Below are 25,946 nucleotides of genomic sequence, written 5' to 3'. Positions count from 1 at the left end.
GCGTTACGCGTAGCGTGGAGTGGTGCAATCACCGAGCAACCTGCCCCGCACGGTCGGCGAACTGCGCGCCGCCGGCCACCGCGAACGGGGAGTCAAACAGGAAATCCGCGAAAACCTGCTGACGCGTCTCGCCGAAGGCGCAGATGGTGAAGCGGTCTGGCCGGGCATCCTGGGCTTCGACGACACCGTGTTGCCTCAGTTGGAGCGCGCGCTGATCGCCGGCCACGACTTCGTGCTGCTGGGCGAGCGCGGCCAGGGCAAGACCCGGCTGCTGCGGGCCCTGGTCGGGATGCTCGACGAGTGGACACCCGTGATCGACGGGGCCGAGCTGGGCGAGCACCCCTACCGGCCGATCACGCCGGAGTCGATCCGGCGGGCCGCGACCCTCGGCGACGACCTGCCCGTGGCGTGGAAGCACCGCAGCGAGCGCTACACCGAGAAGCTGGCCACGCCGGACACCAGCGTCGCCGACCTCGTCGGTGACATCGACCCGATCAAGGTCGCCGAGGGCCGCAGCCTCGGTGACCCCGAGACCATCGCCTACGGGCTGATCCCGCGCGCGCACCGCGGCATCGTCGCGGTCAACGAGCTGCCCGACCTGGCCGAACGCATCCAGGTGTCCATGCTCAACGTCATGGAGGAGCGCGACATCCAGGTCCGCGGCTACACGCTGCGCCTGCCGCTGGACGTACTGGTGGTCGCCAGCGCCAACCCGGAGGACTACACCAACCGCGGCCGCATCATCACCCCGCTCAAGGACCGGTTCGGCGCCGAGATCCGCACGCACTACCCGCTGGAGCTGGAGGCCGAGGTAGGCGTGATCGTTCAGGAGGCGCACCTCTCGGCGCAGGTGCCCGACTACCTGATGCAGGTGATGGCGCGGTTCGCCCGGTACCTGCGCGAGTCCAACTCGATCGACCAGCGGTCCGGGGTGTCGGCGCGGTTCGCGATCGCGGCGGCCGAGACCGTCGCGGCCGCCGCCCGGCACCGCGGCGCGGTGTTGGGGGAGACCGACCCGGTGGCCCGGGTGGTCGACCTGGGCACGGTCATCGACGTGCTGCGCGGCAAGCTGGAATTCGAATCCGGTGAGGAGGGCCGCGAACAGGCCGTGCTGGAGCACCTGTTGCGCCGCGCGACCGCCGACACCGCGGCCCGGGTGCTGGGCGGCATCGACGTCGGCGCGTTGGTGGCCGCGGTCGAGGGTGGTTCCGCTGTCACCACGGGAGAGCGGGTGTCGGCCAAGGACGTGCTGGCGGCCGTGCCCAACCTGCCCGTCGTGGACAAGATCGCGGCCAAGCTGCACGCCGAATCCGAAGGCGAGCGCGCGGCGGCATTGGAATTGGCGCTCGAGGCGTTGTATCTGGCCAAGCGGATCGACAAGGTGTCCGGGGAGGGCCAAACCGTCTATGGCTAGAGGGCATTCGTCGCGATACTCGGCCTACACCGGCGGGCCCGACCCGCTGGCGCCGCCGGTGGATCTGCGCGAGGCGCTCGAACAGATCGGCCAGGACGTGATGGCCGGCACGTCACCGCGGCGCGCGCTGTCGGAGTTGCTGCGCCGCGGCACCAAGAACATGCCCGGCGCCGACCGGCTGGCGGCCGAGGCGAACAAGCGCCGACGGGATCTGTTGCGCCGCAACAACTTGGACGGCACCCTGCAGGAGATCAAGAAGCTGCTCGACGAGGCGGTGCTGGCCGAGCGCAAGGAGCTGGCCCGCGCGCTGGACGACGACGCCCGCTTCGGCGAGCTGCAGCTGGACGCGCTGCCGGCGTCACCGGCCAAAGCCGTCCAGGAGCTGTCCGACTACGACTGGCGCAGCGGCGAGGCCCGCCAAAAGTACGAGCAGATCAAGGATTTGCTCGGACGCGAGCTGCTGGACCAGCGCTTCGCGGGGATGAAGCAGGCCCTCGAGGGAGCCACCGACGAGGATCGCCAGCGCGTCAACGAGATGTTGGATGACCTGAACGAGCTGCTGGACAAGCACGCCAAGGGCCAGGACACCCAGCAGGACTTCGAAGACTTCATGGACAAGCACGGCGAGTTCTTCCCGGAGAACCCGCGCAACGTCGACGAGCTGCTGGACTCGCTGGCCAAGCGCGCCGCCGCGGCGCAGCGGTTCCGCAACAGCCTGAGCCCCGACCAGCGCGCCGAGCTGGATGCGTTGGCGCAGCAGGCATTCGGGTCTCCGGCGTTGATGGAGGCGTTGGGCCGGCTCGATGCCCACCTGCAGGCGGCGCGGCCGGGCGAGGACTGGACCGGCTCCGAGCAGTTCTCCGGCGATAACCCGTTCGGCATGGGCGAAGGCACCCAGGCGATCTCGGACATCGCCGAGCTGGAGCAGCTGGCCGAGCAGCTGTCGCAGAGTTACCCGGGCGCCACCATGGATGACGTCGATCTGGACGCGCTGGCCCGCCAGCTCGGCGACGAGGCGGCCATCGATGCGCGCACCCTGGCCGAATTGGAACGGGCCCTGGTCAACCAGGGCTTCCTGGACCGTGGTTCCGACGGCCAGTGGCGGCTCTCGCCCAAGGCGATGCGCCGGCTCGGCGAGACGGCGTTGCGCGATGTCGCGCAACAACTTTCGGGCCGCAACGGCGAGCGCGATCATCGGCGCGCGGGCGCCGCCGGCGAGTTGACCGGCGCGACGCGGCCCTGGCAATTCGGTGACACCGAGCCGTGGAACATTCCCCGCACGCTGACCAACGCGGTGCTGCGGCGGGCGGGAACGGCGACGATGAGCGGCCCGGACGGCGCGGGCGTTTCGCTGCGGATCACGGTCGACGACGTCGAGGTCTCCGAGACCGAAACCCGCACGCAGGCCGCAGTGGCGCTGTTGGTCGACACGTCGTTTTCGATGGTGATGGAGAATCGCTGGCTGCCGATGAAGCAGACGGCGCTCGCGCTCAATCACCTGGTGTGCACGCGTTTTCGCTCGGACGCCTTGCAGATCATCGCCTTTGGCCGGTACGCCCGGACGGTGACGGCCGCCGAGCTGACCGGCCTGGAGGGCGTCTACGAGCAGGGCACCAACTTGCATCACGCGCTGGCGCTGGCGGGTCGACACCTGCGCCGGCACCCCAACGCGCAGCCCGTCGTGCTGGTGGTGACCGACGGTGAGCCGACCGCTCACCTGGAGGACTTCGACGGCGACGGTTCGGCGGTGTTTTTTGACTACCCGCCGCATCCGCGGACCATCGCCCACACCGTGCGCGGATTCGATGACATGGCAAGGCTCGGCGCGCAGGTGACGATCTTCCGGCTGGGCGACGACCCGGGGTTGGCACGGTTCATCGACCAGGTCGCGCGGCGCGTCGAGGGCCGCGTCGTGGTGCCCGACCTCGACGGCCTGGGTGCCGCCGTGGTGGGCGACTACCTGCGCTCGCGCCGCCGTCGCTGATTCCCACGGCGGAATAGACGCTCCCTCGACCAGGTTATGGGGCGACGAAGGAGGAGATGCATGAGCAAGGTCCCAACGATCGAACTGAACGACGGTGTGAGCATCCCGCAGCTGGGTTTCGGCGTGTTCCAGATCAAGCCGGACGAGACGGCCGCGGCCGTCAGGCGCGCGCTCGACATCGGGTATCGGCACATCGACACCGCGGAAATGTATGGGAACGAAAGGGAAGTGGGTCAAGGCATCCGCGACGCCGGCCTGGACCGCGCCGAGGTTTTCATCACCAGCAAGCTCAACAACGGCTTCCACAAGCCCGACGATGCGCGCCGCGCGTTCGACAAAACGCTGGAAGCCCTGGACTCCGACTACGTCGACCTGTTCCTCATTCACTGGCCGCTGCCCACGCTCTACGGAGGGGACTTCGTCTCAACCTGGAAAGTCCTCGAAGAGTTCGCCAACGACGGCCGCGCGCGCAGCATCGGCGTCTCGAATTTCCAGGTCCCACACCTGGAGCGCCTCGCCGCGGAGACCGAAACGGTTCCGTCGGTCAACCAGATCGAGGTTCATCCGTACTTCACCAACGAGCAGGTCCGCGCCTACGGGCGCGATCACGGCATCGTCACCGAGGCGTGGTCGCCGATCGCCCAGGGCAAGGTGCTCGGCGATTCGGTGATCAACCGTATCGCCGACGCGCGCGGCAAGTCGCCGGCGCAGGTGGTGCTGCGCTGGCACGTTCAGCGCGGCGACATCGTCTTCCCCAAATCCGTTACGCCGGAACGGATCAGGCAGAACTTCGAGCTGTTCGACTTCGATCTGGACGGATCCGACATGGATGCGATCTCGGCGCTGGACAAGGGGGAATCGGGCAGGAGGGGCCCCAACCCGGACAAGTTCGATTACATTCCCGGCTAGCGACGGTCAGAGCGCTTGCGGCACAAGGCGTCTGAGGTGCTATCGGGGCCGGCGGGCCTTACGCTTTACGCCCACCCCACCCCAGAGCGAAAAGCCGCGGATCTTCACCTTGGGCGCGCCGGGCGTGCCCTGACCCAGCACCGCGTTGTCGAAGCCGCCCATCACGGCGCGGCCGTGGATCTCCACGTTGACTTCGGGTGGCAGCAGGATGTTCTGCGCGCCCATGATCGAGATCGCGTGGATGTCGACTTCGGTGGAGGTGAAGTCGGCGTAACGCAGATCCACCACCCCGGTGCCCCAGAATGTGAAGGTGGTGAGCTTCTTCGGGACGTTCCACCGACCGCGCCGCTCGAAATTGCTCATCAACGCCAGCAGCAGGGTCGACGGCGCCGGGTTGGGCTTGCCGCCCCTGCGCGGGCTCAGCATCGCGCCCGGCAGGTCGGCCCGGAGCTCGTCGAGCTCCTCGTAGGTTGTCGCGGCGTAGGCCTTCGTCAGTCGGTCTTCGTAGTCCTTCATCTGCAGGCGGCCCTGCTCGGCCGCATACGCGAGCAACTGCGCGACCTGGATGCGGTCCGTGTCGGCCGCGCGGGACGGTACGTCGCGCGCGGCCTCCGTCTCGCCGGCATCGCGCTGCGCTGAGTTGCTCATCATCCACGAGCGTACGACGTAGAAGTTTTGCTGCAAGGGGGTTGGCTAAACTGCAACGTTCTTCCCAGGTCGAAGCCCTGGCAGGGGGCCTTTTCCGCAGGTCGCGCGGCCCCGTTAGACGTTTGCCCAACTGGGCGGGCGCTTCTGCAGGAACGCCAGCATGCCTTCGCGGGCTTCGTCGGATACGAACAGCCGGGCCGATTCCTCGGTGAGCCGTTCGGCGTCGCGGTCGAAGCCCTCCAGCACGGCGGCGGTGGTCAGCGCCTTCGACGCCGCAAGCCCCTGCGGCGACCCGCGGCTCACGTCGGCGACGACCTTCGCCACCGCGGCGTCCACGTCTTCGGCCGCCATCGTGACGAGTCCGATCTCGGCGGCCACCGCCGCGTCGAACGTCTCGCCGGTCAGGTAGTAGCGCGCCGCGGCGCGCGCCGACATCTTCGGCAGCAGCGTCAGCGAAATGATCGCCGGCGCGACACCGATCCGGGCCTCGGTCAGCGCGAAGGTGCTGCGCGGTCCGGCTATCGCGATGTCGCAGGCGCCGACCAAACCGAACCCGCCGGCGCGGACGTGTCCGTCGACGGCGGCGATCACCGGCAGCGGCGAGGAGACGATGGCGCGCAACAGTGCGGTCATTTCGCGCGCCCGCGCGACGGCCATGTCGAACGGGTCACCGCCGCCCGCCTCACCGAGGTCGGCGCCGGCGCAAAAGGTGTTGCCGGTATGCCCCAACACCACCGCGCGCACGGCCGGGTCGTCCGCGGCGTCGCGCAGGCCCTGGTGCAACTGCTCGACGAGCGCGGTCGACAGCGCGTTGCGGTTGTGGGGCGAGTTCAGCGTCAGGCGCGCGACCGGGCCGCCGCTATCGGCAGGACCGGCGTATTCGACCAGCGTGTCCATCAGTAGCTTCGGGGCAGGCCCAGCGACGTCTGCGCGACGAAGTTCAGCACCATCTCGCGGCTGATCGGGGCGATCCGTCCGAGCCGCGCCGAGGCGAGCATCGCCGCCACCCCGTACTCCTTCGTCAAGCCGTTGCCGCCCATCGACTGCACGGCCTGGTCGACCGAGCGCGTGGCCGCCTCGGCCGCGGCATACTTGGCCATGTTGGCGGCCTCGGCCGCGCCCGCGTCGTCGCCGCTGTCGTAGAGCGTCGCGGCCTTCTGCATCATCAGCTTGGCGAGTTCGACCTCAATGTGGCACTGCGCCAACGGATGTGACAGGCCCTGGTGCGCCCCGATCGGCGTGGACCAGACCTGTCGCGTCTTGACGTAGTCGACGGCCTTGCTCAGCGCGAACCGGCCCATGCCCACCGAGCTGGCCGCGCCCATGATGCGCTCGGGGTTCAGGCCGGCGAAAAGCTGTGCGATGGCGGCGTCTTGGGCCCCGACGAGCGCATCGCCGGGCAGCCGGACGTCGTCGAGGAAGACCTGGAATTGCCGCTCGGGGCTGATCAGCTCCATCTCGATCGGGGTGTAGGTGAAACCCGGCGCGTCGGTCGGCACCACGAACAGCGCCGGGCGCAGCTTGCCGGTCTTGGCCTCCTCGCTGCGGGCCACCATCAGCACCGCCTGCGCCTGGTCGATCCCGGAGATGAAAACCTTCTGGCCCTTGAGGATCCAGTCGCCGCCGTCGCGGCGCGCGGTCGTGGTGATCTTGTGCGAGTTGGAGCCGGCATCGGGCTCGGTGATCGCGAAAGCCATCGTCAGGGAGCCGTCGGCGATGGAGGGGATCCAGCGCTTCTTCTGCTCCTCGGTGCCGAACTTGCTGATGATGGTGCCGTTGATGGCGGGTGACACCACCATCAGCAGCAGTGCGCTGCCGGCGGCCGCCATCTCCTCCATCACCAGCGACAGCTCGTACATTCCGGCGCCGCCACCGCCGTACTCCTCGGGCAGGTTCACCCCGAGGAAGCCCAACTTGCCCGCCTCGGCCCACAATTCGTTGGTGTGTTCGTGTGCGCGGGCCTTCTCCAGGTAGTACTCGGCGCCGTAGTTGGACGCCCACTCGGACACCGCCTTGCGCAGCGCCCGGCGCTCCTCGTTTTCGATGAAGCTGCTGTCGGTCACTGTGAATCTCCTTCTGCTTCGGGCGCTTCCACTCTTGCCAGGACGGCGCCCACTTCGACTTGCTGACCGGTGGTGACGTTGAGCTCGGCGAGCACGCCGTCCGACGGCGCGGTGATGGTGTGTTCCATCTTCATCGCCTCCAGCCAGATCAGCGGCTGGCCGAGTGTGACGGTGTCGCCGACGGCGGCGCCGACGCGAATGACGTTGCCGGGCATGGGCGCCACCAGGGACCCCTTTTCGACGGTCGAGCCCGGCTCCGGGAAGCGCGGCAGCGCGACCAGGTGGACGGGACCGCGCGCCGAATCGACGTAGACGTCGGGGCCGTACCGCCGCACCGCGAAGGTGAGTTCCACCCCGTCGTCGGCGAGGACGACCCGATCCGCCGCGGCGCGGACCAGCCGCACGGTCGGGTGGTCGGGAAGTGTCAATCCCGTTCTGGTGAACCGGTATTCGACCCGGTGCTCGGTGTCGCCGTCGTCGCGGTAGGTCTTGACCTGATAGCCCGACGCCAGGTTGCGCCAGCCGCTGGGCAGAGAGCCGAGCGCGGTGGCGCTGGCGCGGTTGTCGGCGGCGTCGGCGAGGGCGGCGGCGACGGCGGACAGCCGGATGACGGCGTCGTCGGCCAGCGGTGCGGACAGTTCGTTCAGGCCGTGCGTGTCGAAAAACGCGGTGTCGGTGGCGCCGTCGAGGAACGCCGGGTGACGCAGCACGTTCACCAGCAGTTCGCGGTTGGTGCGCACGCCGTGCAGGCGGGCGCGCGCCAGCGCGTCGGCGAGCACCAGCGCGGATTGCCGCCGCGTCGGGGCGTAGGAGATGACCTTGGCGAGCATCGGGTCGTAGTGGATCGACACCACCGATCCGTCCACGATCCCGGAGTCCAGCCGGATCCCGGTCCGGTGCCCCAGCGAGCCGAACTCGGCCCGGACCGCCGGCACCTCGATCGCGTGCACCGGGCCGGCCTGCGGCTGCCAGCCGTGCGCGGGGTCCTCGGCGTAGAGCCGGGCCTCGATCGAATACCCCTGGGCGGTGGGCGGTTCGGTGTCGAGCCGGCCGCCGGCGGCGACGTGCAGCTGCAGCTCGACCAGGTCCAGCCCGGTGGTCTCCTCGGTGACCGGGTGCTCGACCTGCAGCCGGGTGTTCATCTCCAGGAAGTAGAACTCGCCGTCGTCGTCGGCGAGGAATTCGACCGTGCCGGCGCCGGTGTAGCCGATCGCGCCCGCGGCCAGCCGGGCCGCGTCGAACAGCTTGGCCCGCATGCCCGGCGTGCGCTCGACCAGCGGCGAGGGCGCCTCCTCGATGATCTTCTGGTGGCGGCGCTGAATCGAGCATTCCCTTTCCCCGACGGCCCACACGGTGCCGTGGGCGTCGGCGAGGACCTGGACCTCGACGTGGTGCCCGGTGGGCAGGTAGCGCTCGCAGAACACCGTCGGGTCGCCGAACGCCGAGGCCGCCTCGCGCCGCGCCGCCTCGACTTCGCCCGCCAGAGCGGACAATTCGCGCACCACCCGCATGCCGCGGCCGCCGCCGCCCGCCGAGGCCTTGACCAGCACCGGCAGCTGGGCCTCCGTGACCGTGTCGGGGTCCAGCTCGTCGAGCACCGGAACGCCCGCGGCGGCCATCAGTTTCTTGGACTCGATCTTGGAGCCCATCGCGCGCACCGCGTCCACCGGGGGCCCCACCCAGGTCAGGCCCGCGCCCTGCACGGCGGCGGCGAATTCGGCATTCTCCGAGAGGAATCCGTAGCCGGGGTGCACGGCGTCGGCGCCGGCGGCGCGGGCCGCGGCGACGATCGCCTCGGCGTTCAGATAGTCGTTGGTCTTGGGCAGCCGCACCCGGGCGTCGGCCTCGGCGACGTGCGGCGAGGCGGCGTCGGGGTCGGTGTAGACGGCGACGGTGCCGAGACCGAGCCGACGGCAGGTGGCGAACACCCGGCGGGCGATCTCGCCCCGGTTGGCGACCAGCACTCGAGTGACCATGGGGCTCACATCCGGAAGACGCCGAAGTTCGACGTCCCCTTGATCGGGCCATTGGCGATGGCGGACAGACACATTCCCAGCACGGTGCGGGTGTCGCGGGGGTCGATCACGCCGTCGTCGTAGAGCATGCCGGACAGCACCAGCGGCAGCGACTCCGCCTCGATCTGGCCCTCGACGGCGGCCCGCATGGCGGCGTCGGCCTCCTCGTCGACTTGCTGCCCGCGGGCTTCGGCGGCCGCCCGGGCCACGATCGACAGGACGCCGGCGAGCTGGGCGCCGCCCATCACCGCGGACTTGGCGCTGGGCCAGGCGAACAGGAACCGAGGGTCGTAGGCGCGCCCGCACATGCCGTAGTGGCCCGCGCCGTACGACGCCCCGATCAGCAGCGAGATGTGCGGCACGGTCGAGTTGGACACGGCGTTGATCATCATCGAGCCGTGCTTGATCATCCCGCCCTCTTCGTAGTCCTTGCCGACCATGTAGCCGGTGGTGTTGTGCAGGAACAACAATGGCGTGTCCGAGCGGTTCGCCAGCTGGATGAACTGGGTGGCCTTCTGGGACTCCTCGCTGAACAGCACGCCGCGCGCGTTGGCCAGGATGCCGAGCGGGTAGCCGTGCAGCCGGGCCCAGCCGGTCACCAGCGACGACCCGTACATGGGCTTGAATTCGTCGAAGTCCGACCCGTCGACGATCCGGGCGATCACCTCGCGGGGGTCGAAGGGGATGCGCAGATCGGCGGGCACGATGCCGATCAGCTCCGCGGCGTCGAACAGCGGCTCGGTGATCGGCCTGGGCGCGGGCCCCTGTTTGACCCAGTTCAGCCGCGACACGATGCGCCGCCCGATCCGGATCGCGTCGAGCTCGTCGACGGCGAAGTAGTCCGCCAACCCCGAAGTGCGGGCGTGCATTTCGGCGCCGCCGAGCGACTCGTCGTCGGACTCTTCGCCGGTGGCCATCTTGACCAGCGGGGGACCGGCGAGGAACACCTTCGAGCGTTCCTTGATCATCACGACGTGGTCGGACATGCCCGGGATGTAGGCCCCGCCGGCGGTGGAGTTGCCGAATACCAGCGCGATGGTCGGGATCCCCGCCGCCGAGAGCCGGGTCAGGTCCCGGAACATCTGCCCGCCGGGGATGAAGATCTCTTTCTGGGTGGGCAGGTCCGCCCCGCCGGATTCCACCAGCGATATCACCGGCAGCCGGTTCTGGAAGGCGATCTGATTGGCGCGCAATATCTTTCGCAGCGTCCACGGATTGCTGGTGCCGCCCTTGACCGTCGGGTCGTTGGCGACGATCAGGCATTCCACGCCCGAGACCACGCCGATGCCGATGACGGTGCTGGCGCCGATCTGAAAGGCGCTGCCGTACGCGGCCAGCGGGCTGAGCTCCAGGAACGGGGAATCCGGGTCGACGAGCAGCTCGATGCGCTCCCGGGCGGTCAGCTTGCCGCGCGCGTGGTGGCGCTCGACGTACTTTTCGCCCCCGCCGGCGAGCGCCTTGGCGAGCTCGGCGTCGATCTCGTCGAGCCGTTCGGCCGCCCTCGTCGCCGCGTCGGTGAAGGCGGGCGAGCTCGGGTCGAGGGTGGACTTCAGTGCGGTCATGATTGGAATCCCAGGGTTTTCGCGGCGAGTGCGGTCAGGATCTCGGTGGTTCCCCCGCCGATGCCGAGGATCCGCATGTCCCGGTATTGGCGTTCGACTTCGGATTCGGCCATGTAGCCCATGCCGCCGAACAGCTGCACGGCCTGGTTGGCCACCCATTCGCCGGCCTCGACGGCGGTGTTCTTGGCGAAGCACACCGGCGCGATCAGGTTCGTCTCGCCGGCGAGCTGGCGCTCGACCACGTTGCGCGCGTACACCCGCGCGACGTCGATGCGGCGGGCCATCTCGGCCAGCGTGTTCTGCACCGATTGCCGCGAGATCAGCGGCCGGCCGAACGTCTCCCGGTCGCGGCACCAGGACACGGTGATGTCGAGGCACCGCTGGGCACTCGAATACGCCTGCGCGGCAAGGCCGATCCGCTCCGACACGAAGGCCTGGGCGATCTGGGCGAATCCGCTGTTGGCGGCGCCGACCAGGTTACCCGCCGGCACGCGCACGTCGGTGTAGGAAAGCTCGGCGGTGTCGGAGGACCGCCAGCCCATCTTGTCCAGCTTGCGGGTCACCTCGAAGCCGGGCGTCCCCTTCTCGACCACCAGCAGCGAAACTCCCGCGGCGCCAGGGCCTCCCGTGCGCACCGCGGTGACGACGTAGTCGGCGCGGACCCCGGAGGTGATGTAGGTTTTCGCGCCGTTGACCACGTAGTGGTCGCCGTCGCGCACCGCGCTGGTCCGCAGGTGCCCGACGTCCGAACCGCCGCCGGGTTCGGTGATGGCCAGCGAACCGATCTTCTCGCCGGCCAGCGTGGGCCGTACGAAGGTGTCGATCAGCCGCGCATCGCCGGAGGCGATCATGTGGGGCACCGCGATGCCCGAGGTGAACAGCGACGCGAACACGCCTCCGGGGGCGCCGGCGTGGTGCACTTCCTCGCAGATGACCACCGCGTCGGCGCCGTCGCCGCCACCGCCGCCGACCGATTCGGGGAAGCTCGCGCCCAGCAGCCCGGCCGCCCCGGCCCGGCGGTGCAGGTCGCGCGGCAGGTCGCCGGTGCGTTCCCATTCGTCGGCGTGGGGCAGGATCTCGCGTTCGGTGAAGGAGCGCACCGTCTTTCGCAGCTGTTCGCGCTCGGGGGTGGTCCAGATACTCATAGGAGGCTCTCCGGGATGTCGAGGTGGCGGCCGCGCAGCCATTCGCCCAGCCCCTTGGCCTGGGGATCAAACCGCGCGTTATAGGCGACGCCCTGGCCCAGGATGCCGTCGATGACGAAGTTCACCGCGCGCAGGTTGGGCAGCACGTGGCGGGTGACGTCGAAGTCGGCCGCCTCCGGCAGCAGCTCCTTGAGCCGCTCGACGGTCAGGGCGTTGGCCAGCCAACGCCATTGATCGTCGGTGCGCACCCACACGCCCACGTTTGCCGACCCGCCCTTGTCGCCGCTGCGGGCCCCGGCGATGCGGCCCAGCGGCACCCTGCGCGCCGGGCCGGCCGGCAACGGCTCGGGCAACGGCGGGGGGTCGGCGGGCGCCAGCTCCAAAGTGTCGGTGGCGCAAGGGATGTCAACGCGGGTGCCGTCGGCGTGCACGGCGGCGTGCGGGACCTCCTTGGCGTCGACGTAGCCCGGGGTGAACACGCCGTAGACCTGACCGTCGCCCGGCGGGGCCGTCACGTGGAAGCCGGGATAACTGGCGAGTGCGAGTTCCACTGCCGCGGAAGAGAACTGGCGCCCCACGTTGGCGGGGTCCGGGTCGCGGACGACGCAGTGCAGCAGGGCGCTGGCGGCCTCCTCGGTGTCGGCGTCGGTCTTGTCGGTGCGGGCCAGCGACCACTCGAGCTCCGCGGGCTTCACCGTCAACGTGGCCTCGAGCTGGCGGCGCAGCAGGTCGGCCTTGGCCTCGATGTCGAGGCCGGTCAGCACGAACGTCATGGCGTTGCGGAACCCGCCGATGCTGTTCAGCGACACCTTGTAAGTGGGTGGCGGCGGTTCGCCGCGCACACCGCTGATGCGCACCCGGTCGGGGCCGTCCGCGGTCAGCTCGACGGTGTCCATCCGCGCGGTGACGTCGGGGTTGGCGTAGCGGGCGCCGGTGATCTCGTAGAGCAACTGCGCGGTGACGGTGTCGACGCTGACGAGGCCGCCGGTGCCCGGGTGCTTGGTGATGACCGAGGAGCCGTCGGCGTGCACCTCGGCGAGCGGGAAACCGGCGTGGGTCAAATCCCGAATCTCGGTGAAGAAGGAGTAGTTGCCGCCGGTGGCCTGCACGCCGCATTCGATGACGTGGCCGGCGACCACGGCGCCGGCGAGGGGGTCGTAGTCGGTGGGGTCCCAGCCGAAGTGCGCCGCGGCCGCCCCGACGATCACCGAGGCGTCGGTGACCCGGCCGGTCACCACGACGTCGGCGCCGTCGTTCAGGCAGTCGACGATTCCCCACGCGCCGAGGTAGGCGTTGGCGGTCAGCGGCGTGCCGAGCCCCAGCTCCGCCGCGCGGGGCAACAGGTCGTCGCCTTCGACGTGGGCGACCCGCGCCGGGACGCCCAGACGTTCCGCGAGCGCGCGGATCGCGTCGGCCAGCCCGGCGGGGTTGAGGCCGCCGGCGTTGGCGACGATCCGCACCCCGCGGTCTCGGGACTCACCCAGGCAGTCCTCCAGCTGCGTCAGGAAGGTCTTGGCGTAGCCGCGCTCGGGGTGCTTCATCCGGTCGCGGCCCAGGATCAGCATGGTCAGTTCGGCCAGGTAGTCGCCGGTGAGGTAGTCGACGTGTCCGCCGGTGAGCATCTCGCGCATCGCCGAAAGCCGGTCACCGTAAAAGCCCGAACAGTTCGCGATCCGGACGGCGCCATCGGTGCGGGAAGCACCGGGACCAGAGGCCATGCAGTCCTCCAATCTGCGATTCACCGGCGAGCGCAAACCAACCAACCACTCGGTAGGTTAGCGGGTACCCGCGGTGCCGCGTCAAGGAGCCGGCTCGGGGCCGGCGGGCGCCGTTTTGGCGACCGGCAGGCCACCCACTATCCTGTTAGGCAATCGTCGCACGTTCGGCCCGACCGGCCACGCCCCGCGGCATGCCCCATCAAGCCCCAACGAGGAGTTAGGCCCGACCATGGCCACACCCAAGCGCAGGATGTCGCGCGCGAATACCCGAAGCCGGCGCTCGCAGTGGAAGGCCACGAAGACCGAACTCGTCGGGGTGAACGTCGCAGGCCAGAAGCACAAGGTGCCCCGCAGGCTGCTCAAGGCGGCCCGGCTCGGTCTGATCGATCTCGACAAGCGCTAATCTCGGCAAATACCCGGCGCGCCTCTCAGCCCGCTCTCAGGCGCTAGGACGAAACTAGTGGCCGTGCGCATACTTGTCGTCGACGACGATCGCGCGGTGCGCGAGTCGCTGCGCAGGTCGCTTTCGTTCAATGGCTATTCGGTAGAGCTCGCCCACGACGGGGTCGAGGCCCTCGACATGATCGCCAGCGACCGGCCCGACGCCCTCGTCCTGGACGTGATGATGCCGCGGCTGGACGGCCTCGAGGTGTGCCGTCAGCTCCGCAGCACCGGCGACGACCTGCCCATCCTGGTGCTCACCGCTCGCGATTCGGTGTCCGAGCGGGTCGCGGGCCTGGACGCCGGCGCCGACGACTACCTGCCGAAGCCGTTCGCGCTCGAAGAGCTGCTGGCCCGGATGCGCGCGCTGCTGCGGCGCACCAAGCCCGACGACGCCGCCGAGTCGGTGGCCATGACGTTCTCCGACCTCAGCCTGGACCCGGTGACCCGCGAGGTCACCCGCGGGCAGCGCTGCATCAGCTTGACCCGCACCGAGTTCGCGTTGCTGGAAATGTTGATCGCCAATCCGCGCCGGGTGCTCACCCGCAGCCGAATCCTCGAGGAGGTCTGGGGATTCGACTTTCCCACCTCGGGCAATGCGCTGGAGGTCTACGTCGGCTACCTGCGCCGCAAAACCGAGGCCGACGGTGAGCCGCGACTGATCCATACGGTCCGAGGGGTGGGATACGTCCTCCGGGAGACGCCGCCGTGATGGGTCAGCGCCAACGATGATCCGGCTCCGTCGGCGCCGGCGCGCACCGCTGCGGCCCACCAGCTCGTTGTCGCTGCGGTGGCGGGTGATGCTGCTGGCGATGTCGATGGTGGCAATGGTCGTGGTGCTGATGTCGTTCGCCGTGTACGCGGTGATTTCGGCCGCGCTCTACAACGACATCGACAACCAGTTGCAGAGTCGCGCGCAGCTGTTGATCGCGAGCGGTTCGCTGGCCGCCGACCCAGGGAAGGCCATCGAGGGCACCGCGTATTCGGATGTCAACGCGATGCTGGTGAACCCGGGTCGCTCCATGTACACCGCCAATCAGCCGGGCCAGATCCTGCCCGTCGGAACCGCCGAAAAGGCCGTGATCAACGGCGAGTTGTTCATGTCCCGTCGCACCGCGTCCGACCAGCGAATCCTGGCCATCCACCTGCCCAACGGCAGTTCGCTGCTGATCTCCAAGAGCCTCAAGCCCACCGAGGCGGTGATGACCAAGCTGCGGTGGGTGCTGCTGATGGTCGGCGGCGTCGGCGTCGCGGTCGCGGCGGTGGCCGGGGGCATGGTCACCCGCGCGGGGCTGCGCCCGGTGGGCCGGCTGACGGAGGCCGCCGAGCGGGTGGCGCGCACCGACGACCTGCGGCCCATCCCGGTGTTCGGTAGCGACGAATTGGCAAGGCTCACCGAGGCTTTCAACCTGATGCTGCGGGCGCTGGCCGAATCGCGGGAGCGGCAGGCGCGGCTGGTGACCGACGCCGGACACGAATTGCGCACCCCGCTGACCTCGCTGCGCACCAACGTCGAACTGTTGATGGCCTCGATGGAACCGGGGGCGCCGCGGCTGCCGGATCAGGAGATGGTCGACCTGCGCGCGGACGTGATCGCCCAGATCGAGGAACTGTCCACCCTGGTGGGCGATCTGGTCGACCTCACCCGCGACGACGCCAGCCAGGTCGTGCACGAGGCCGTCGACATGTCCGAGGTGATCGATCGCAGCCTGGAGCGAGTCAGGCGGCGGCGCAACGACATTCACTTCGATGTCGAGGCGATCGGCTGGCAGGTGTACGGTGACGCCGCGGGGCTCTCGCGCGCGGTGCTGAATCTGATGGACAACGCGGCCAAATGGAGCCCGTCCGGTGGGCATGTCGGCGTCAGGCTGCGGCAACTCGACCCGACGCACGCCGAGCTGGTGGTGTCCGACGAGGGCCCGGGCATCCCGGTGCACGAGCGCCGCCTGGTGTTCGAACGGTTCTACCGGTCGACGACGGCGCGGGCGATGCCGGGCTCGGGGCTCGGGCTGGCGATCGTGAAAAAGGTGGTGGAGAGCCACGGGGGGTTGCTACGTGTCGAGGACACCGTGCCGGGCGGCCAGCCCCCGGGCACGTCCATCTATGTGCTGCTTCCCGGGCGCCCGGTGCCGGTTTCGGGATACCCGGCGGCCGAGGCCGACACTAAGATTTTCGCAGCAGAAGCCCAGACGGACCCGGTCGTGCCCGTCGCGGAGAACTCTCGGGAATCGGCGAGCGTTATCTCAGTGGACTCTCAGTCCGCGCGGGCAAGGTAGTTCTGCAGTTAGGGTTGAAATCGAGCCGCGTCGAGCCGACGAGACCGAATGCCCGAAGTAGCCGATATAGAGGAAGAGCGACGTAGCGACATGACGAATGACCCGAGGTATTCGCCACCGCCGCAGCAGCCGGGATACCGTACGGGGCCTAATCAGCCTGTGCCCCCCGCCTATGCGCAGGGGCAGCAGCCGTACAACCAGCAGTTCGACTGGCGCTATCAGCCGTCCCAGCCCGCCCAGCCGTCGCAGCCGAACGCGCAGTACCGCCGGCCCTACGAGCCGTTCGGCGGCACCGGGCCGGGCCGGATCCCCGGCGGCACCGGACCGGTTCCGCTCCCCGGGGGCACCGGGCCGGGCCCGATCCCCGGGGGCACCGGGGTGGGACCCATACCGGCGGGCACGGGGACGGGACCGATACACATGCTGCCGCCGATGCCCCCCGGGCCGCCGCCTGTTCCCCAGAAACGTTCTCGCGCAGGTCTATTGACCGCGGGCGCGCTGGCGATAGCGGTGGTGTCGGCCGGCATCGGCGGCGCCGCGGCGACGGCGGTCGAGCTGGGCACGCACTCCGCCGGCGGCAACGGCCACAGCATCATCCCGGGCGCGGCTCCCAGCGTCCCGGCCGCGAACATGCCGCCGGGCACCGTCGAGCAGGTCGCCGCCAAGGTGGTGCCGAGCGTCGTCATGTTGGAGACCGACCTGGGTCGCCAGTCCGAGGAGGGCTCCGGCGTCATCCTGTCGGCCGACGGGCTGATCCTGACCAACAACCACGTGGTCGCGGCCGCGGTCAAGCCGGGCGGCGGTCCCGCGGGCCCGGGTGGGCCGCCGGGTGCTCCGCCGGGCGCCCCGCCGCCGAAAACGACGGTGACCTTCTCCGACGGCCGCACGGCGCCGTTCACGGTGGTCGGTGCCGACCCCACCAGCGACATCGCGGTGATCCGGGTGCAGGGCGTTTCGAACCTCACGCCCATCACGATCGGCTCCTCGTCGGACCTGCGCGTCGGGCAGCCGGTGGTGGCGATCGGCTCACCCCTGGGGCTGTCGGGCACCGTGACCACCGGGATCATCAGCGCGAAGAACCGGCCGGTGTCCACCACCGGCGAGTCGGGCAACCAGAACACCGTGCTGGACGCGATTCAGACCGACGCCGCGATCAACCCGGGTAACTCCGGGGGCGCGCTGGTCAACATGCAGGGTCAGCTGGTCGGCGTCAACTCCGCCATCGCCACCCTGGGCGCCGATTCGCCCGATTCCCAGAGCGGGTCGATCGGGCTCGGCTTCGCGATCCCGGTCGACCAGGCCAAGCGCATCGCCGACGAGTTGATCTCGTCCGGCAAGGCGACGCACGCGTCGCTGGGCGTGCAGGTGACCAGTGACAAGGGCACCCCCGGCGCCAAGGTCGTCGACGTCATCGCGAACGGGGCGGCGGCGACGGCCGGAGTGCCCAAGGGTGTGGTGGTCACCAAGGTCGACGACCGCCCGATCAACAGCGCCGACGCGCTGGTGGCCGCCGTGCGCTCAAAAGCGCCCGGCGACAAGGTATCGCTGACGTTTCAGGATCCCGGCGGCGGGAGCCGCACCGTGCAAGTCACCCTCGGCAAGGCGGATCAGTAATGAGAGTCGATGAGCCCTCGGCGGCCGGGTTGTCGGAGGTCGGATATACGGTTGCACCCATGGAAACGGGTGCGGAGTTGGTAGTCGGCCGTGCGCTGGTCGTGGTCGTCGACGATCGCACCGCGCACGGCGACGAGGACCACAGCGGTCCGCTGGTCACCGAGCTGCTGACCGAGGCGGGGTTCGTCGTCGACGGCGTGGTGGCGGTCGCGGCCGACGAGGTCGAGATCCGCAACGCGCTGAACACCGCGGTGATCGGCGGGGTGGACCTGGTGGTTTCGGTCGGCGGGACCGGTGTCACCCCACGCGACGTCACGCCCGAGGCCACCCGCGAGATCCTGGACCGCGAAATCTTGGGCATCGCCGAGGCCATCCGCGCCTCGGGGCTGTCCGCGGGCATCATCGACGCCGGGCTGTCCCGGGGCCTGGCCGGGGTGTCGGGCAGCACGCTGGTGGTCAATCTCGCCGGTTCCCGCTACGCGGTGCGTGACGGAATGGCGACGCTGAACCCGCTCGCCGCCCAGATCATCGGCCAGCTGTCGAGCCTCGAGATCTAACCGTGGGTCACCGCGATTCGGCCTCCGCGCGCGGTCCGTATTCCGGCGGCGGTGTCGTGGCCGCCGAACCTCCGTGCTTACCGGACGACGAGTCCCCATCGGTTTGCGCCAGCAGGTCGCGGATTTCGGTGAGCAGCAGGACTTGCGCGTCGTCCGCCTGCTCGACCTCGCCGCGCTTGAGCAGCGTGTTGTAGGGGAGCACGACGAAGAAGTAGACGACGGCCGCGATCAGGACGAAGTTGATCGCGGCGGACAGCAGGATGTTCAGGTCGATCGTTTGGCCGCCGCCGATGCCGATCTTCAGGGCGCCGACGTTGGACTGCTGATTGACCCCGACCCGATTGATTAGCGGCGTGATGATGCTGTCGGTGAACTTGGTGACCAATCCGGTGAAGGCAGTACCGATGACGACCGCTACGGCCAGGTCGACGATGTTGCCCCGCGAGAGAAACTCCTTGAACCCCTTGAGCATAAGGACGCCCTTTCTGGTCTGGACAGAGTTTGCCAGCGATCACGTGCCCAACAGCGGCCAGATACTCAATGCAGGGTGAGGGTTACCGTCTGCCCCAGCGCCGAGCCTGCCACCGCGTTCGCCACGCGAGCCGGCAGCGCAACCAACACTACGCGGTCGGCGTCGGCGGCCTGGGTCTTCTGCTTCGCCGACACGAGGACGACGACGGCATCGGTGGCCACCACCCTGCTGGCCACCGGGCCCGTCGTCGGCGAGTCGGTGGCCGGCGCGGCCAGCACGTCGACGACGTCACCGGCCCGGACCAGGTCGAGCAGGGCGCCGTCCGCCAGGTGCAGCGGCACGATGCGAGCGCCGGGCCCGGCGGTGGATTCGGCGAGCCGGCTGCCGAGCAGCCGGACGTCGGTGAGCACCTCGCCGCGCCGGGCGGGGCCGGCCAGGGTCGAACCGACGACCGCGGCGAGGTCTGCCTTCGACCCGTCGGGAATCGTTGCGGCCGAACGCTTTTCGAGCCGGACGTCGTCCGGGCTCAACGCGGCGCCCGGGCGCAGGTCGCGCGACGCCACCACCACCTCGGCGTAGTCACCGTCGGGATTCGACCGCAGTGTCGCGATGCCGGCCAGCACGACGAGCCCGCCCGCGGCCACCCGCCGGGCCAGGACGGTACGCGTCCAGTCGGGGCGCAACGACGCCGACATGCGCCTGAACACGCTTGGGTTCAGCGATGATTCGCCCACCCGGCAACGGTAAGCGCGGCCGGGCGCCGGCAGTGCCGGCCGGCGCTGACGCTGTGGATAACCGCTTTAGCTCGAGGCGGCCGCGGTGGCCGGGGTGGCGCTGCTGGTCGACTTGTCGCTCGACCCGCCCTTGTCCCCGGACCCGCTCTTCTCGCTCGACCCGCCCTTGTCGCCGGACCCCGAACTCGACGCCGCCTCAGTGGAGCCGTTGGACGAGCCCTTCGACTTCTTGCGGTCCTCGCGGCTGTCGGTGCGGTAAAAGCCGCTGCCCTTGAACACGACGCCGACGGAATTGAACAACTTGCGGAGCCGGCCCGAGCACTTCTCGCACGTGGTCAGCGCGTCGTCGGTGAAGGCCTGCACGACGTCGAAGCGGTCGTCGCACTCGGTGCACGCGTAGCTGTAAGTCGGCACGAAAACCTCCGAATGATTACGGGCTTGAATTAGCACTCTACCGTGCCAAGTGCTAGAACCGCCACGTGATCGCGATCATTCCCACGGAAGCGCGATCAGTCCCCGCTTCGGTGTCAGCGCGTGGGTCATCGGCACGTCGTGGCGCTCGGCGGGCAGTTCGTCGAGGAATTCGGCGTCGCGCACCACCGCGATCAGGCGCGCCTGCGGGTTTCGGCCGCCCAGCGAGCGGTCGTAGAAGCCGGCGCCCCGGCCGAGGCGCACGCCCCGACGGTCGACGGCCAGCGCCGGCACGATCACCAGGGCGGCCTCGCGCAGCGCCGACGCGGCCAGCACCGGTCCGGGCGGCTCCAGCAGGCCCCACGGTCCGGGGACCAGCGAGCCCGGCCGGTATTCAGCCCACCCCAGCGGCAGCGGCGCCTTGTCGGCGCCCGTGCGCGCGACCGGCAACAACACCCGTCCCGAGCGACGCAGCAACATGTCGAGCAGCTCGACCGACCCCGGCTCGGTGCCCACCGGCACGTATGCGCAGACGGTGGTCGCGCCGTCGACCGCCGCCTCCAAATGCTCGTGCAGCTCGCGCGCCTCGGCGGCGCGGACGTCGTCGGTAACGCGCCGCCGGGCCGCCAGCAGGCGTTCGCGCAACGCGGCCTTGCTCGCGGGTGGCATGCCCTCAACGATGACAGGCCGGGGTTTCGCGCCGCCACACCGCGGTGTCGTACCCCACGAGGGTTATCGTTTGAACAATGTCACGCCCAGATGTTCCGATCCCATTCACGGCGATCGTCCCTGCGGCCGGCCTGGGTACGCGGTTTTTGCCCGCGACGAAGACGGTGCCCAAGGAGCTGCTGCCGGTGGTCGACACCCCCGGCATCGAGCTGGTCGCCGCGGAGGCGGCCGGTGCCGGGGCGGAACGCCTGGTGATCATCACCTCCGAGGGTAAGGACGGCGTCGTCGCGCACTTCGTCGAAGACCTGGTGCTGGAGGGGACCCTCGAGGCGCGCGGCAAGAAGGCCATGCTCGACAAGGTGCGCCGGGCGCCACAGCTGATCAAGGTGGAGTCCGTGGTGCAGGCCGAGCCGCTCGGGCTGGGGCACGCCATCAGCTGCGTGGAGCCGAGGCTGGCGGCGGACGAGGACGCAGTCATGGTGCTGCTGCCCGACGACCTGGTGTTGCCGACGGGCGTCCTGGAGACGATGGCCAAGGTACGCGCCGACCAGGGCGGCACCGTGCTGTGCGCCATCGAGGTGACGCCCGAGGAGATCAGCGCCTACGGCGTTTTCGACGTCGAACCCGTTGTGGGCGGCGACAATCCGGACGTCCTGCGGGTCAAGGGGATGGTCGAGAAGCCCAAGGCCGAGGACGCGCCGTCGATGTACGCGGCGGCCGGCCGGTACGTGCTCGACCGCGCCGTCTTCGACGCGCTGCACCGCATCGACCGCGGCGCCGGAAACGAGGTACAGCTCACCGATGCGATCGCGCTGCTGATCAAAGAGGGCCACCCGGTGCATGTCGTCGTGCATCGCGGATCCCGACACGACTTGGGAAATCCCGGCGGCTACCTGAAGGCTGCGGTTGACTTTGCATTGGATCGTGACGACTATGGCCCGGATTTGCGGCGATGGTTGGTGGCGCGGTTAGGCCTGACCGAGCAGTAGCCGGGCGCCCCGCCAGGTCAGAGAGGCGCGCTTGTGCGTTCTGTTGAGGAGCAGCAGGCCCGGATAACGGCGGCCGCGGTGGCCCCGAGGCCGATACGGGTCGCCATTGCCGAGGCGCAGGGATTGCTGTGCGCCGAGGAGGTGGTGACCGAGCGGCCCATGCCCGGGTTCGATCAGGCCGCCATCGACGGCTACGCGGTGCGCAGCGTCGACGTGCTGGGCGTCGGCGAGGTGGGCGCCGAAGGTCTCGGCGCCCCGTCCGACGACGAGGACCTGCGCGACGGGCTGGTGCTGCCGGTGATGGGAACGGTCGAAGCGGGCTCGCGCACGCCGAGCCGGCTGCAGCCCCGGCAGGCGGTCCGGGTGCAGACCGGCGCCCCGCTGCCCACCCTGGCCGACGCCGTCCTGCCGGTGCGATGGACCGACGGGGGAACCAAACGCGTGCGGATCCTGCGTGGGGCCCCGTCGGGCGCCTACGTGCGCCGGGCCGGCGACGACGTGCAGCCCGGCGACGTTGCCGTGCGCGCCGGCACCATCGTCGGGGCCGCGCAGGTCGGTCTGCTGGCGGCGGTGGGTCGGGAACGGGTGCTGGTGCATCCCCGACCACGCCTGTCCGTCATCGCCGTGGGCGGCGAGCTCGTCGACATCTCGCGCACCCCGGGGAACGGGCAGGTCTACGACGTCAACTCCTACGCGTTGGCGGCGGCGGCCCGCGACGCCGGCGCCGAGGTCAACCGCGTCGGCATCGTCAGCAACGACCCCAAAGAGCTGCGCGAGGTCGTCGAAGGCCAGATCAATCGCGCCGAGGTCGTGGTTATCGCCGGGGCGGTCGGGGGCGCGGCCAACGAGTCGGTGCGGTCGGTGCTGTCCGAGCTCGGCGAGATGGAGGTGGTCCGGGTCGCGATGCATCCCGGCTCCGTCCAGGGCTTCGGACAGCTGGGCCGCGAGGGCGTCCCGACGTTCCTGCTGCCGGCCAACCCCGTCAGCGCGCTGGTGGTCTTCGAGGTGATGGTCCGGCCGCTGATCCGGCTGTCGCTGGGCAAGCGCCAGCCGATGCGCCGCATCGTGCAGGCCCGTGCCCTGTCGCCGATCACGTCGGTCGCCGGGCGCAAGGGGTACCTTCGCGGGCAGTTGATGCGCGACCAGGACAGCGGTGAATATTTGGTGCAGGCACTCGGCGGGGCCCCGGGATCGTCGTCGCACCTGCTGGCCACCCTCGCCGAGGCGAACTGTCTGGTCGTGGTTCCCAGCGGCGCCGAGCAGATCCGCACCGGCGAGATCGTCGACGTCGCGTTCCTGGCCCAGCGCGGCTAGGCGAAGCTGCCGCACATGCTCGTGAACCTGTTGCGCTCTAATCCCCGTCATCCGGGTTGGCCGGCGGACGTGGGGCCGCTGCGGGTGCCGGGCGGTGTCGTCCGGTTGCGGGCGGTGCGGATGCGCGACGGCGCGCAGTGGAGTCGCATCCGGTTGGCCGATCGCGCGCATCTCGAGCCGTGGGAGCCCAGCACGGACGGCGATTGGACGATCCGGCACACGGTCGCGGCGTGGCCCGCGTTGTGTTCCGGGCTGCGCGCGGAGGCCCGCAAGGGGCGCATGCTGCCCTACGTGATCGAGCTCGACGGGCGTTTCTGCGGCCAGCTGACCATCGGCAATGTCACCCATGGGGCGTTGCGGTCGGCGTGGATCGGCTACTGGGTGCCCAGGTCGGCCACCGGCGGCGGGGTCGCGACGGCGGCGTTGGCGCTGGGTCTGGATCACTGCTTCGGCCCGGTCATGCTGCATCGCGTGGAGGCGACCGTGCGTCCGGAGAACGCCGCTAGCCGGGCCGTGCTGGCAAAGGTGGGCTTCCGCGAGGAGGGTCTGTTGCGCCGCTACCTCGAGGTGGACCGGGCCTGGCGCGACCACCTGCTGATGGCCATCACGGTCGAAGAGGTGCAGGGATCGGTAGCGGCAACCCTGGTCCGCTCCGGTCACGCGAGCTGGGCGTGACGACCCGCGCCGTGTGGCTATCGCGACACGAGTGACATTTGGTGCTTGTGAGAGGCAAATTACAGGTGTGTAATTGTGCTGGTCACCTTGGTCCAGCCGCATCGGCCACAGACGAGCCTCGCGGGGGTCGGGTCCAGTAAGGAGCAAGTCATCATGCCAAGCATCCCGCAGTCGCTGTTGTGGATCTCGCTCGTGGTGCTCTGGCTGTTCGTCCTTGTTCCGATGCTGATCAGCAAACGCGACGCCGTCCGTCGCACCAGCGACGTCGCCCTGGCGACCCGGGTGCTCAACGGGGCCGGCTCCCGGCTACTCAGGCGCAGTGGGCCCGCCGCGGGTCATCGCAGCGACCCGGATTGGAAGCCGCAGGAGGACGCGGCCGAGGACGAGCTCGCCGAGCCCGAGCACGAGGACGACGACGCCGAAACCGAGGAGGTGGCGCGTCCGGTGGTGGTGCGGGCTGCGGCGACCGACCAGGCCGAGCCCGAGTACCTGGATGTCGATGTCATCGAGGATTCCGGGGCGCTGCCGGCGGGGGCGGTCGCCGAGGAGGACGAAGACGCCGACGAGACCGAGCCTCAGACCGTGGCCGAGCGCGCTGAGACCGACGAGGACGCGGACCTGGACGACCGCTACGAATACGTCGAGGACTCCTCGGGTTTGGAGCCCGAGGCGGACCGCGAGGAGGACGAGGATCCGCGGGCGTTCGTCGCCGCGGGCGCGTCGCGGCGGCGCCGGTTCGACCCCAAGGCCGCGGCCGCGGTCAGCGCGCGCAAGTACGCATTCCGCAAGCGGGTGCTGATGGTGATGGCGGTCTTCCTGGTCGGCTCGGCCACCGCCGCGTTCGAGGTGTCGCCGGCGGCCTGGTGGGTGTGCGGCAGCGCCACCGCAGTGACGATGCTGTACCTGGCGTACCTGCGTCGGCAGACCCGCATCGAGGAGAGGGTGCGTCGCCGCCGGATGCAGCGGATGGCGCGGGCCCGGCTCGGCGTGGAGAACGCCTACGACCGCGAATACGACCTGGTGCCCTCGCGGTTGCGCCGGCCCGGCGCGGTGGTGCTGGAGATCGACGACGAGGACCCGATCTTCGAGCACCTGGACTACGCGATGCCGATGCGGACCTTCGGCTGGCCCCGGGACCTGCCGCGCGCGGTCGGCGAGTAGCGCCGGCGGTTCGTCGGTTCGCCGCGCGGCTGGTAGCCTGCTAGCGGTCAGGGGCTATGGCGCAGTTGGTAGCGCGACTCGTTCGCATCGAGTAGGTCAGGGGTTCGAATCCCCTTAGCTCCACCACATTCAGTGAGGTAAGTGGGGGTCCAAATTAGCTGCGTCACTGTCGGTGAAGCCCGGCGCGCAGTGGTTACGTGGGAGGGTTGAAGAGCATGGCTGTTGATCCGGAAAGAATGCGCGAATGGCGTGAAGCCGCCCAAAAGTATGCCGACATGGCGGTCAAGCTCGTACAGGCGTTGCCGGAGGAACCGACTGAACGCGATTACTCGAGGGTTTCTATGGTCGCGTCGATATCCGCGCTGTATTACGCCACGGCGTTAGATGCCGATCACTTCGGTGACGCGCCGGAGGATGTTGTAGCGCCCGAATGAGGTCATAGCCTCACAACTTCCGATCGGGCATTGGGCGGTCGAACCGCCACATCTAGGTTGCTCGCCACACCGACCAGGTCTTCATCGGGTAGGTCAGGGCACCCGCGTTCGGTCAGGCTTACGAAGCCGTCCGCAGTAGCCTGGATCGCCGCGTCCAGTCGATCTGCTACGCCGTCCAGAACCTCGCCGTAACGAATTGCCGAACATTTCCGAAGTGAAATGAGTGCGCAGCTGTGCACTTCCGCGAGCAACTAGGAGCGACGCAATGACGGCACTGATGATGTACCGCCCATGGAATACACAGACGGTTCGTCGCTCCTCGGTGGTTCGCCAACGGACGGTCTGGGCAGGCATCATCGACGCCGCTTCGGCGGCGCTTCGTCCACTAGCAGTCGCGGCGGGCCTCATCGCCGCTGCAGCGGCGTTTCCTGCTGTCGCGCAGGCCGACTCGCCCAACGGATCAGCCGGTGTCGCTGCCGGGCAGTCGATCTGTCCGATGCTGGTGCAGCCGGGTGCGACGCTAGCGTCGATAGCATCGCAGCTGACGGGAAGCACGGGACTTTCGCCAGGCATGGCCCGATTTGTGGCCACGTTGGCGATACAGACGCAGTGCCCGAGCTTCATGCAATCGCTCGCCAACGGGCAAATGCCATCCCAGCTGCAAGCGCTCGGCGGTCATACCCTTCCATCCATCCCGCTTATGACGCCAGGCGCCAGCACGGTTCCACCTCGCTAGCCGGC

25 protein-coding genes and 1 tRNA gene are annotated in these 25,946 nt (G+C 69.5%); 15 read left to right on the top strand and 11 right to left on the bottom strand.

Annotation, left to right across the window (positions count from 1 at the left end; genetic code table 11):
- Positions 1 to 19 precede the first annotated feature (19 nt).
- From A5655_RS21620 to A5655_RS21610, 3 genes are read left to right on the top strand one after another with little or no spacing between them, the layout of a single operon-like run.
- The gene (locus tag A5655_RS21620; protein ID WP_067013575.1) at positions 20 to 1,414 is read left to right on the top strand and encodes an ATP-binding protein; all 1,395 of its coding nucleotides are present in this window, start codon (positions 20 to 22) and stop codon (positions 1,412 to 1,414) included.
- A complete protein-coding gene (locus A5655_RS21615) occupies positions 1,407 to 3,398 on the top strand; it encodes a VWA domain-containing protein (protein ID WP_067013573.1) in 1,992 nt (663 codons plus the stop codon). The genes A5655_RS21620 and A5655_RS21615 overlap by 8 nt, the downstream gene beginning before the upstream one ends.
- Positions 3,399 to 3,458: 60 nt before the next feature.
- Entirely contained in the window at positions 3,459 to 4,307 is an 849-nt protein-coding gene (locus tag A5655_RS21610; protein WP_067013571.1) for an aldo/keto reductase, read from the top strand.
- Between the two features lie 39 nt (positions 4,308 to 4,346).
- Here A5655_RS21610 and A5655_RS21605 read toward each other — a convergent pair whose 3' ends face one another.
- From A5655_RS21605 to A5655_RS21575, 7 genes are all read right to left on the bottom strand, one after another.
- The gene (locus A5655_RS21605; protein WP_067013608.1) at positions 4,347 to 4,955 is read right to left on the bottom strand and encodes a DUF1707 domain-containing protein; all 609 of its coding nucleotides are present in this window, start codon (positions 4,953 to 4,955) and stop codon (positions 4,347 to 4,349) included.
- 114 nt (positions 4,956 to 5,069) lie between these two features.
- Positions 5,070 to 5,852, bottom strand: coding sequence for an enoyl-CoA hydratase family protein (locus A5655_RS21600; RefSeq protein WP_067013569.1), 783 nt, complete (start codon positions 5,850 to 5,852; stop codon positions 5,070 to 5,072).
- Positions 5,852 to 7,018 (bottom strand): acyl-CoA dehydrogenase family protein, encoded by a 1,167-nt coding sequence (locus A5655_RS21595; protein WP_067013566.1) that lies wholly within the window; start codon positions 7,016 to 7,018, stop codon positions 5,852 to 5,854. Before A5655_RS21595 ends, A5655_RS21600 begins: the two co-directional genes overlap by 1 nt.
- Positions 7,015 to 8,994 carry a biotin carboxylase N-terminal domain-containing protein gene (locus A5655_RS21590; RefSeq protein WP_067013564.1) on the bottom strand — a complete coding sequence of 660 codons (1,980 nt, stop codon included), beginning with the start codon at positions 8,992 to 8,994 and terminating at the stop codon, positions 7,015 to 7,017. Before A5655_RS21590 ends, A5655_RS21595 begins: the two co-directional genes overlap by 4 nt.
- 5 nt (positions 8,995 to 8,999) lie before the next feature.
- Positions 9,000 to 10,595 (bottom strand): acyl-CoA carboxylase subunit beta, encoded by a 1,596-nt coding sequence (locus tag A5655_RS21585; protein ID WP_067013561.1) that lies wholly within the window; start codon positions 10,593 to 10,595, stop codon positions 9,000 to 9,002.
- Positions 10,592 to 11,740 carry an acyl-CoA dehydrogenase family protein gene (locus tag A5655_RS21580; RefSeq protein WP_067013559.1) on the bottom strand — a complete coding sequence of 383 codons (1,149 nt, stop codon included), beginning with the start codon at positions 11,738 to 11,740 and terminating at the stop codon, positions 10,592 to 10,594. Before A5655_RS21580 ends, A5655_RS21585 begins: the two co-directional genes overlap by 4 nt.
- Entirely contained in the window at positions 11,737 to 13,458 is a 1,722-nt protein-coding gene (locus A5655_RS21575) for an acyclic terpene utilization AtuA family protein (RefSeq protein ID WP_067013557.1), read from the bottom strand. The genes A5655_RS21580 and A5655_RS21575 overlap by 4 nt, the downstream gene beginning before the upstream one ends.
- A 229-nt stretch (positions 13,459 to 13,687) precedes the next feature.
- Between A5655_RS21575 and rpmF the strand changes: the two genes are divergently transcribed.
- The 5 genes from rpmF (at position 13,688) to A5655_RS21550 (ending at position 18,346) form a co-directional block, all read left to right on the top strand.
- Positions 13,688 to 13,861 (top strand): 50S ribosomal protein L32, encoded by a 174-nt coding sequence (rpmF, locus tag A5655_RS21570; protein ID WP_066942127.1) that lies wholly within the window; start codon positions 13,688 to 13,690, stop codon positions 13,859 to 13,861.
- 63 nt (positions 13,862 to 13,924) lie between these two features.
- A complete protein-coding gene (gene mprA, locus A5655_RS21565) occupies positions 13,925 to 14,611 on the top strand; it encodes a two-component system response regulator MprA (RefSeq protein WP_067013606.1) in 687 nt (228 codons plus the stop codon).
- A 16-nt stretch (positions 14,612 to 14,627) separates the two neighbouring features.
- Positions 14,628 to 16,175 carry a HAMP domain-containing sensor histidine kinase gene (locus A5655_RS21560; RefSeq protein WP_067013555.1) on the top strand — a complete coding sequence of 516 codons (1,548 nt, stop codon included), beginning with the start codon at positions 14,628 to 14,630 and terminating at the stop codon, positions 16,173 to 16,175.
- 90 nt (positions 16,176 to 16,265) lie between these two features.
- Positions 16,266 to 17,789, top strand: coding sequence for a S1C family serine protease (locus tag A5655_RS21555; protein ID WP_067013553.1), 1,524 nt, complete (start codon positions 16,266 to 16,268; stop codon positions 17,787 to 17,789).
- The gene (locus tag A5655_RS21550) at positions 17,789 to 18,346 is read left to right on the top strand and encodes a molybdenum cofactor biosynthesis protein B (RefSeq protein WP_067013551.1); all 558 of its coding nucleotides are present in this window, start codon (positions 17,789 to 17,791) and stop codon (positions 18,344 to 18,346) included. The genes A5655_RS21555 and A5655_RS21550 overlap by 1 nt, the downstream gene beginning before the upstream one ends.
- 7 nt (positions 18,347 to 18,353) lie before the next feature.
- Here A5655_RS21550 and mscL read toward each other — a convergent pair whose 3' ends face one another.
- The 4 genes from mscL to A5655_RS21530 form a co-directional block, all read right to left on the bottom strand.
- Positions 18,354 to 18,818: a large-conductance mechanosensitive channel protein MscL gene (mscL, locus tag A5655_RS21545; RefSeq protein ID WP_067013549.1), complete on the bottom strand. Its 465-nt coding sequence runs from the start codon at positions 18,816 to 18,818 to the stop codon at positions 18,354 to 18,356.
- A 65-nt stretch (positions 18,819 to 18,883) separates the two neighbouring features.
- Positions 18,884 to 19,552 (bottom strand): SAF domain-containing protein, encoded by a 669-nt coding sequence (locus A5655_RS21540; protein WP_067013547.1) that lies wholly within the window; start codon positions 19,550 to 19,552, stop codon positions 18,884 to 18,886.
- Positions 19,553 to 19,618: 66 nt separating this feature from the next.
- A complete protein-coding gene (locus A5655_RS21535) occupies positions 19,619 to 19,966 on the bottom strand; it encodes an FmdB family zinc ribbon protein (protein WP_067013545.1) in 348 nt (115 codons plus the stop codon).
- A 75-nt stretch (positions 19,967 to 20,041) separates the two neighbouring features.
- Positions 20,042 to 20,632, bottom strand: coding sequence for a 5-formyltetrahydrofolate cyclo-ligase (locus tag A5655_RS21530; protein ID WP_067013543.1), 591 nt, complete (start codon positions 20,630 to 20,632; stop codon positions 20,042 to 20,044).
- Positions 20,633 to 20,709: 77 nt separating this feature from the next.
- Here A5655_RS21530 and A5655_RS21525 point away from each other — a divergent pair, with 77 nt between their 5' ends.
- The 7 genes from A5655_RS21525 to A5655_RS28020 all read left to right on the top strand — a co-directional run bounded on the left by A5655_RS21525 (position 20,710) and on the right by A5655_RS28020 (position 25,941).
- Positions 20,710 to 21,621 (top strand): UTP--glucose-1-phosphate uridylyltransferase, encoded by a 912-nt coding sequence (locus tag A5655_RS21525; protein WP_067013541.1) that lies wholly within the window; start codon positions 20,710 to 20,712, stop codon positions 21,619 to 21,621.
- Positions 21,622 to 21,654: 33 nt separating this feature from the next.
- Positions 21,655 to 22,935, top strand: coding sequence for a gephyrin-like molybdotransferase Glp (glp, locus tag A5655_RS21520; RefSeq protein ID WP_067013539.1), 1,281 nt, complete (start codon positions 21,655 to 21,657; stop codon positions 22,933 to 22,935).
- Positions 22,936 to 22,956: 21 nt separating this feature from the next.
- Complete coding sequence (locus tag A5655_RS21515; RefSeq protein WP_082978800.1) at positions 22,957 to 23,610, top strand: GNAT family N-acetyltransferase; 654 nt, start codon at positions 22,957 to 22,959, stop codon at positions 23,608 to 23,610.
- A gap of 153 nt (positions 23,611 to 23,763) precedes the next feature.
- Positions 23,764 to 24,771 (top strand): gephyrin-like molybdotransferase receptor GlpR, encoded by a 1,008-nt coding sequence (glpR, locus tag A5655_RS21510; protein ID WP_067013604.1) that lies wholly within the window; start codon positions 23,764 to 23,766, stop codon positions 24,769 to 24,771.
- 50 nt (positions 24,772 to 24,821) lie between these two features.
- Positions 24,822 to 24,897: transfer RNA gene (locus tag A5655_RS21505), tRNA-Ala, on the top strand.
- 89 nt (positions 24,898 to 24,986) lie between these two features.
- Positions 24,987 to 25,205, top strand: a complete 219-nt coding sequence (locus A5655_RS21500; protein WP_156764978.1) for a hypothetical protein — start codon at positions 24,987 to 24,989, stop codon at positions 25,203 to 25,205.
- Positions 25,206 to 25,470: 265 nt separating this feature from the next.
- Positions 25,471 to 25,941 carry a DUF732 domain-containing protein gene (locus A5655_RS28020; RefSeq protein ID WP_156764977.1) on the top strand — a complete coding sequence of 157 codons (471 nt, stop codon included), beginning with the start codon at positions 25,471 to 25,473 and terminating at the stop codon, positions 25,939 to 25,941.
- Positions 25,942 to 25,946: the final 5 nt, after the last annotated feature.

Origin of the sequence: Mycobacterium sp. 1081908.1, from assembly GCF_001673535.1 — a bacterium.
Taxonomy (GTDB): domain Bacteria; phylum Actinomycetota; class Actinomycetes; order Mycobacteriales; family Mycobacteriaceae; genus Mycobacterium.
The sequence above is the reverse complement of the archived record's forward strand: the minus strand, read 5'-3'. Positions and strand labels throughout refer to the sequence as shown.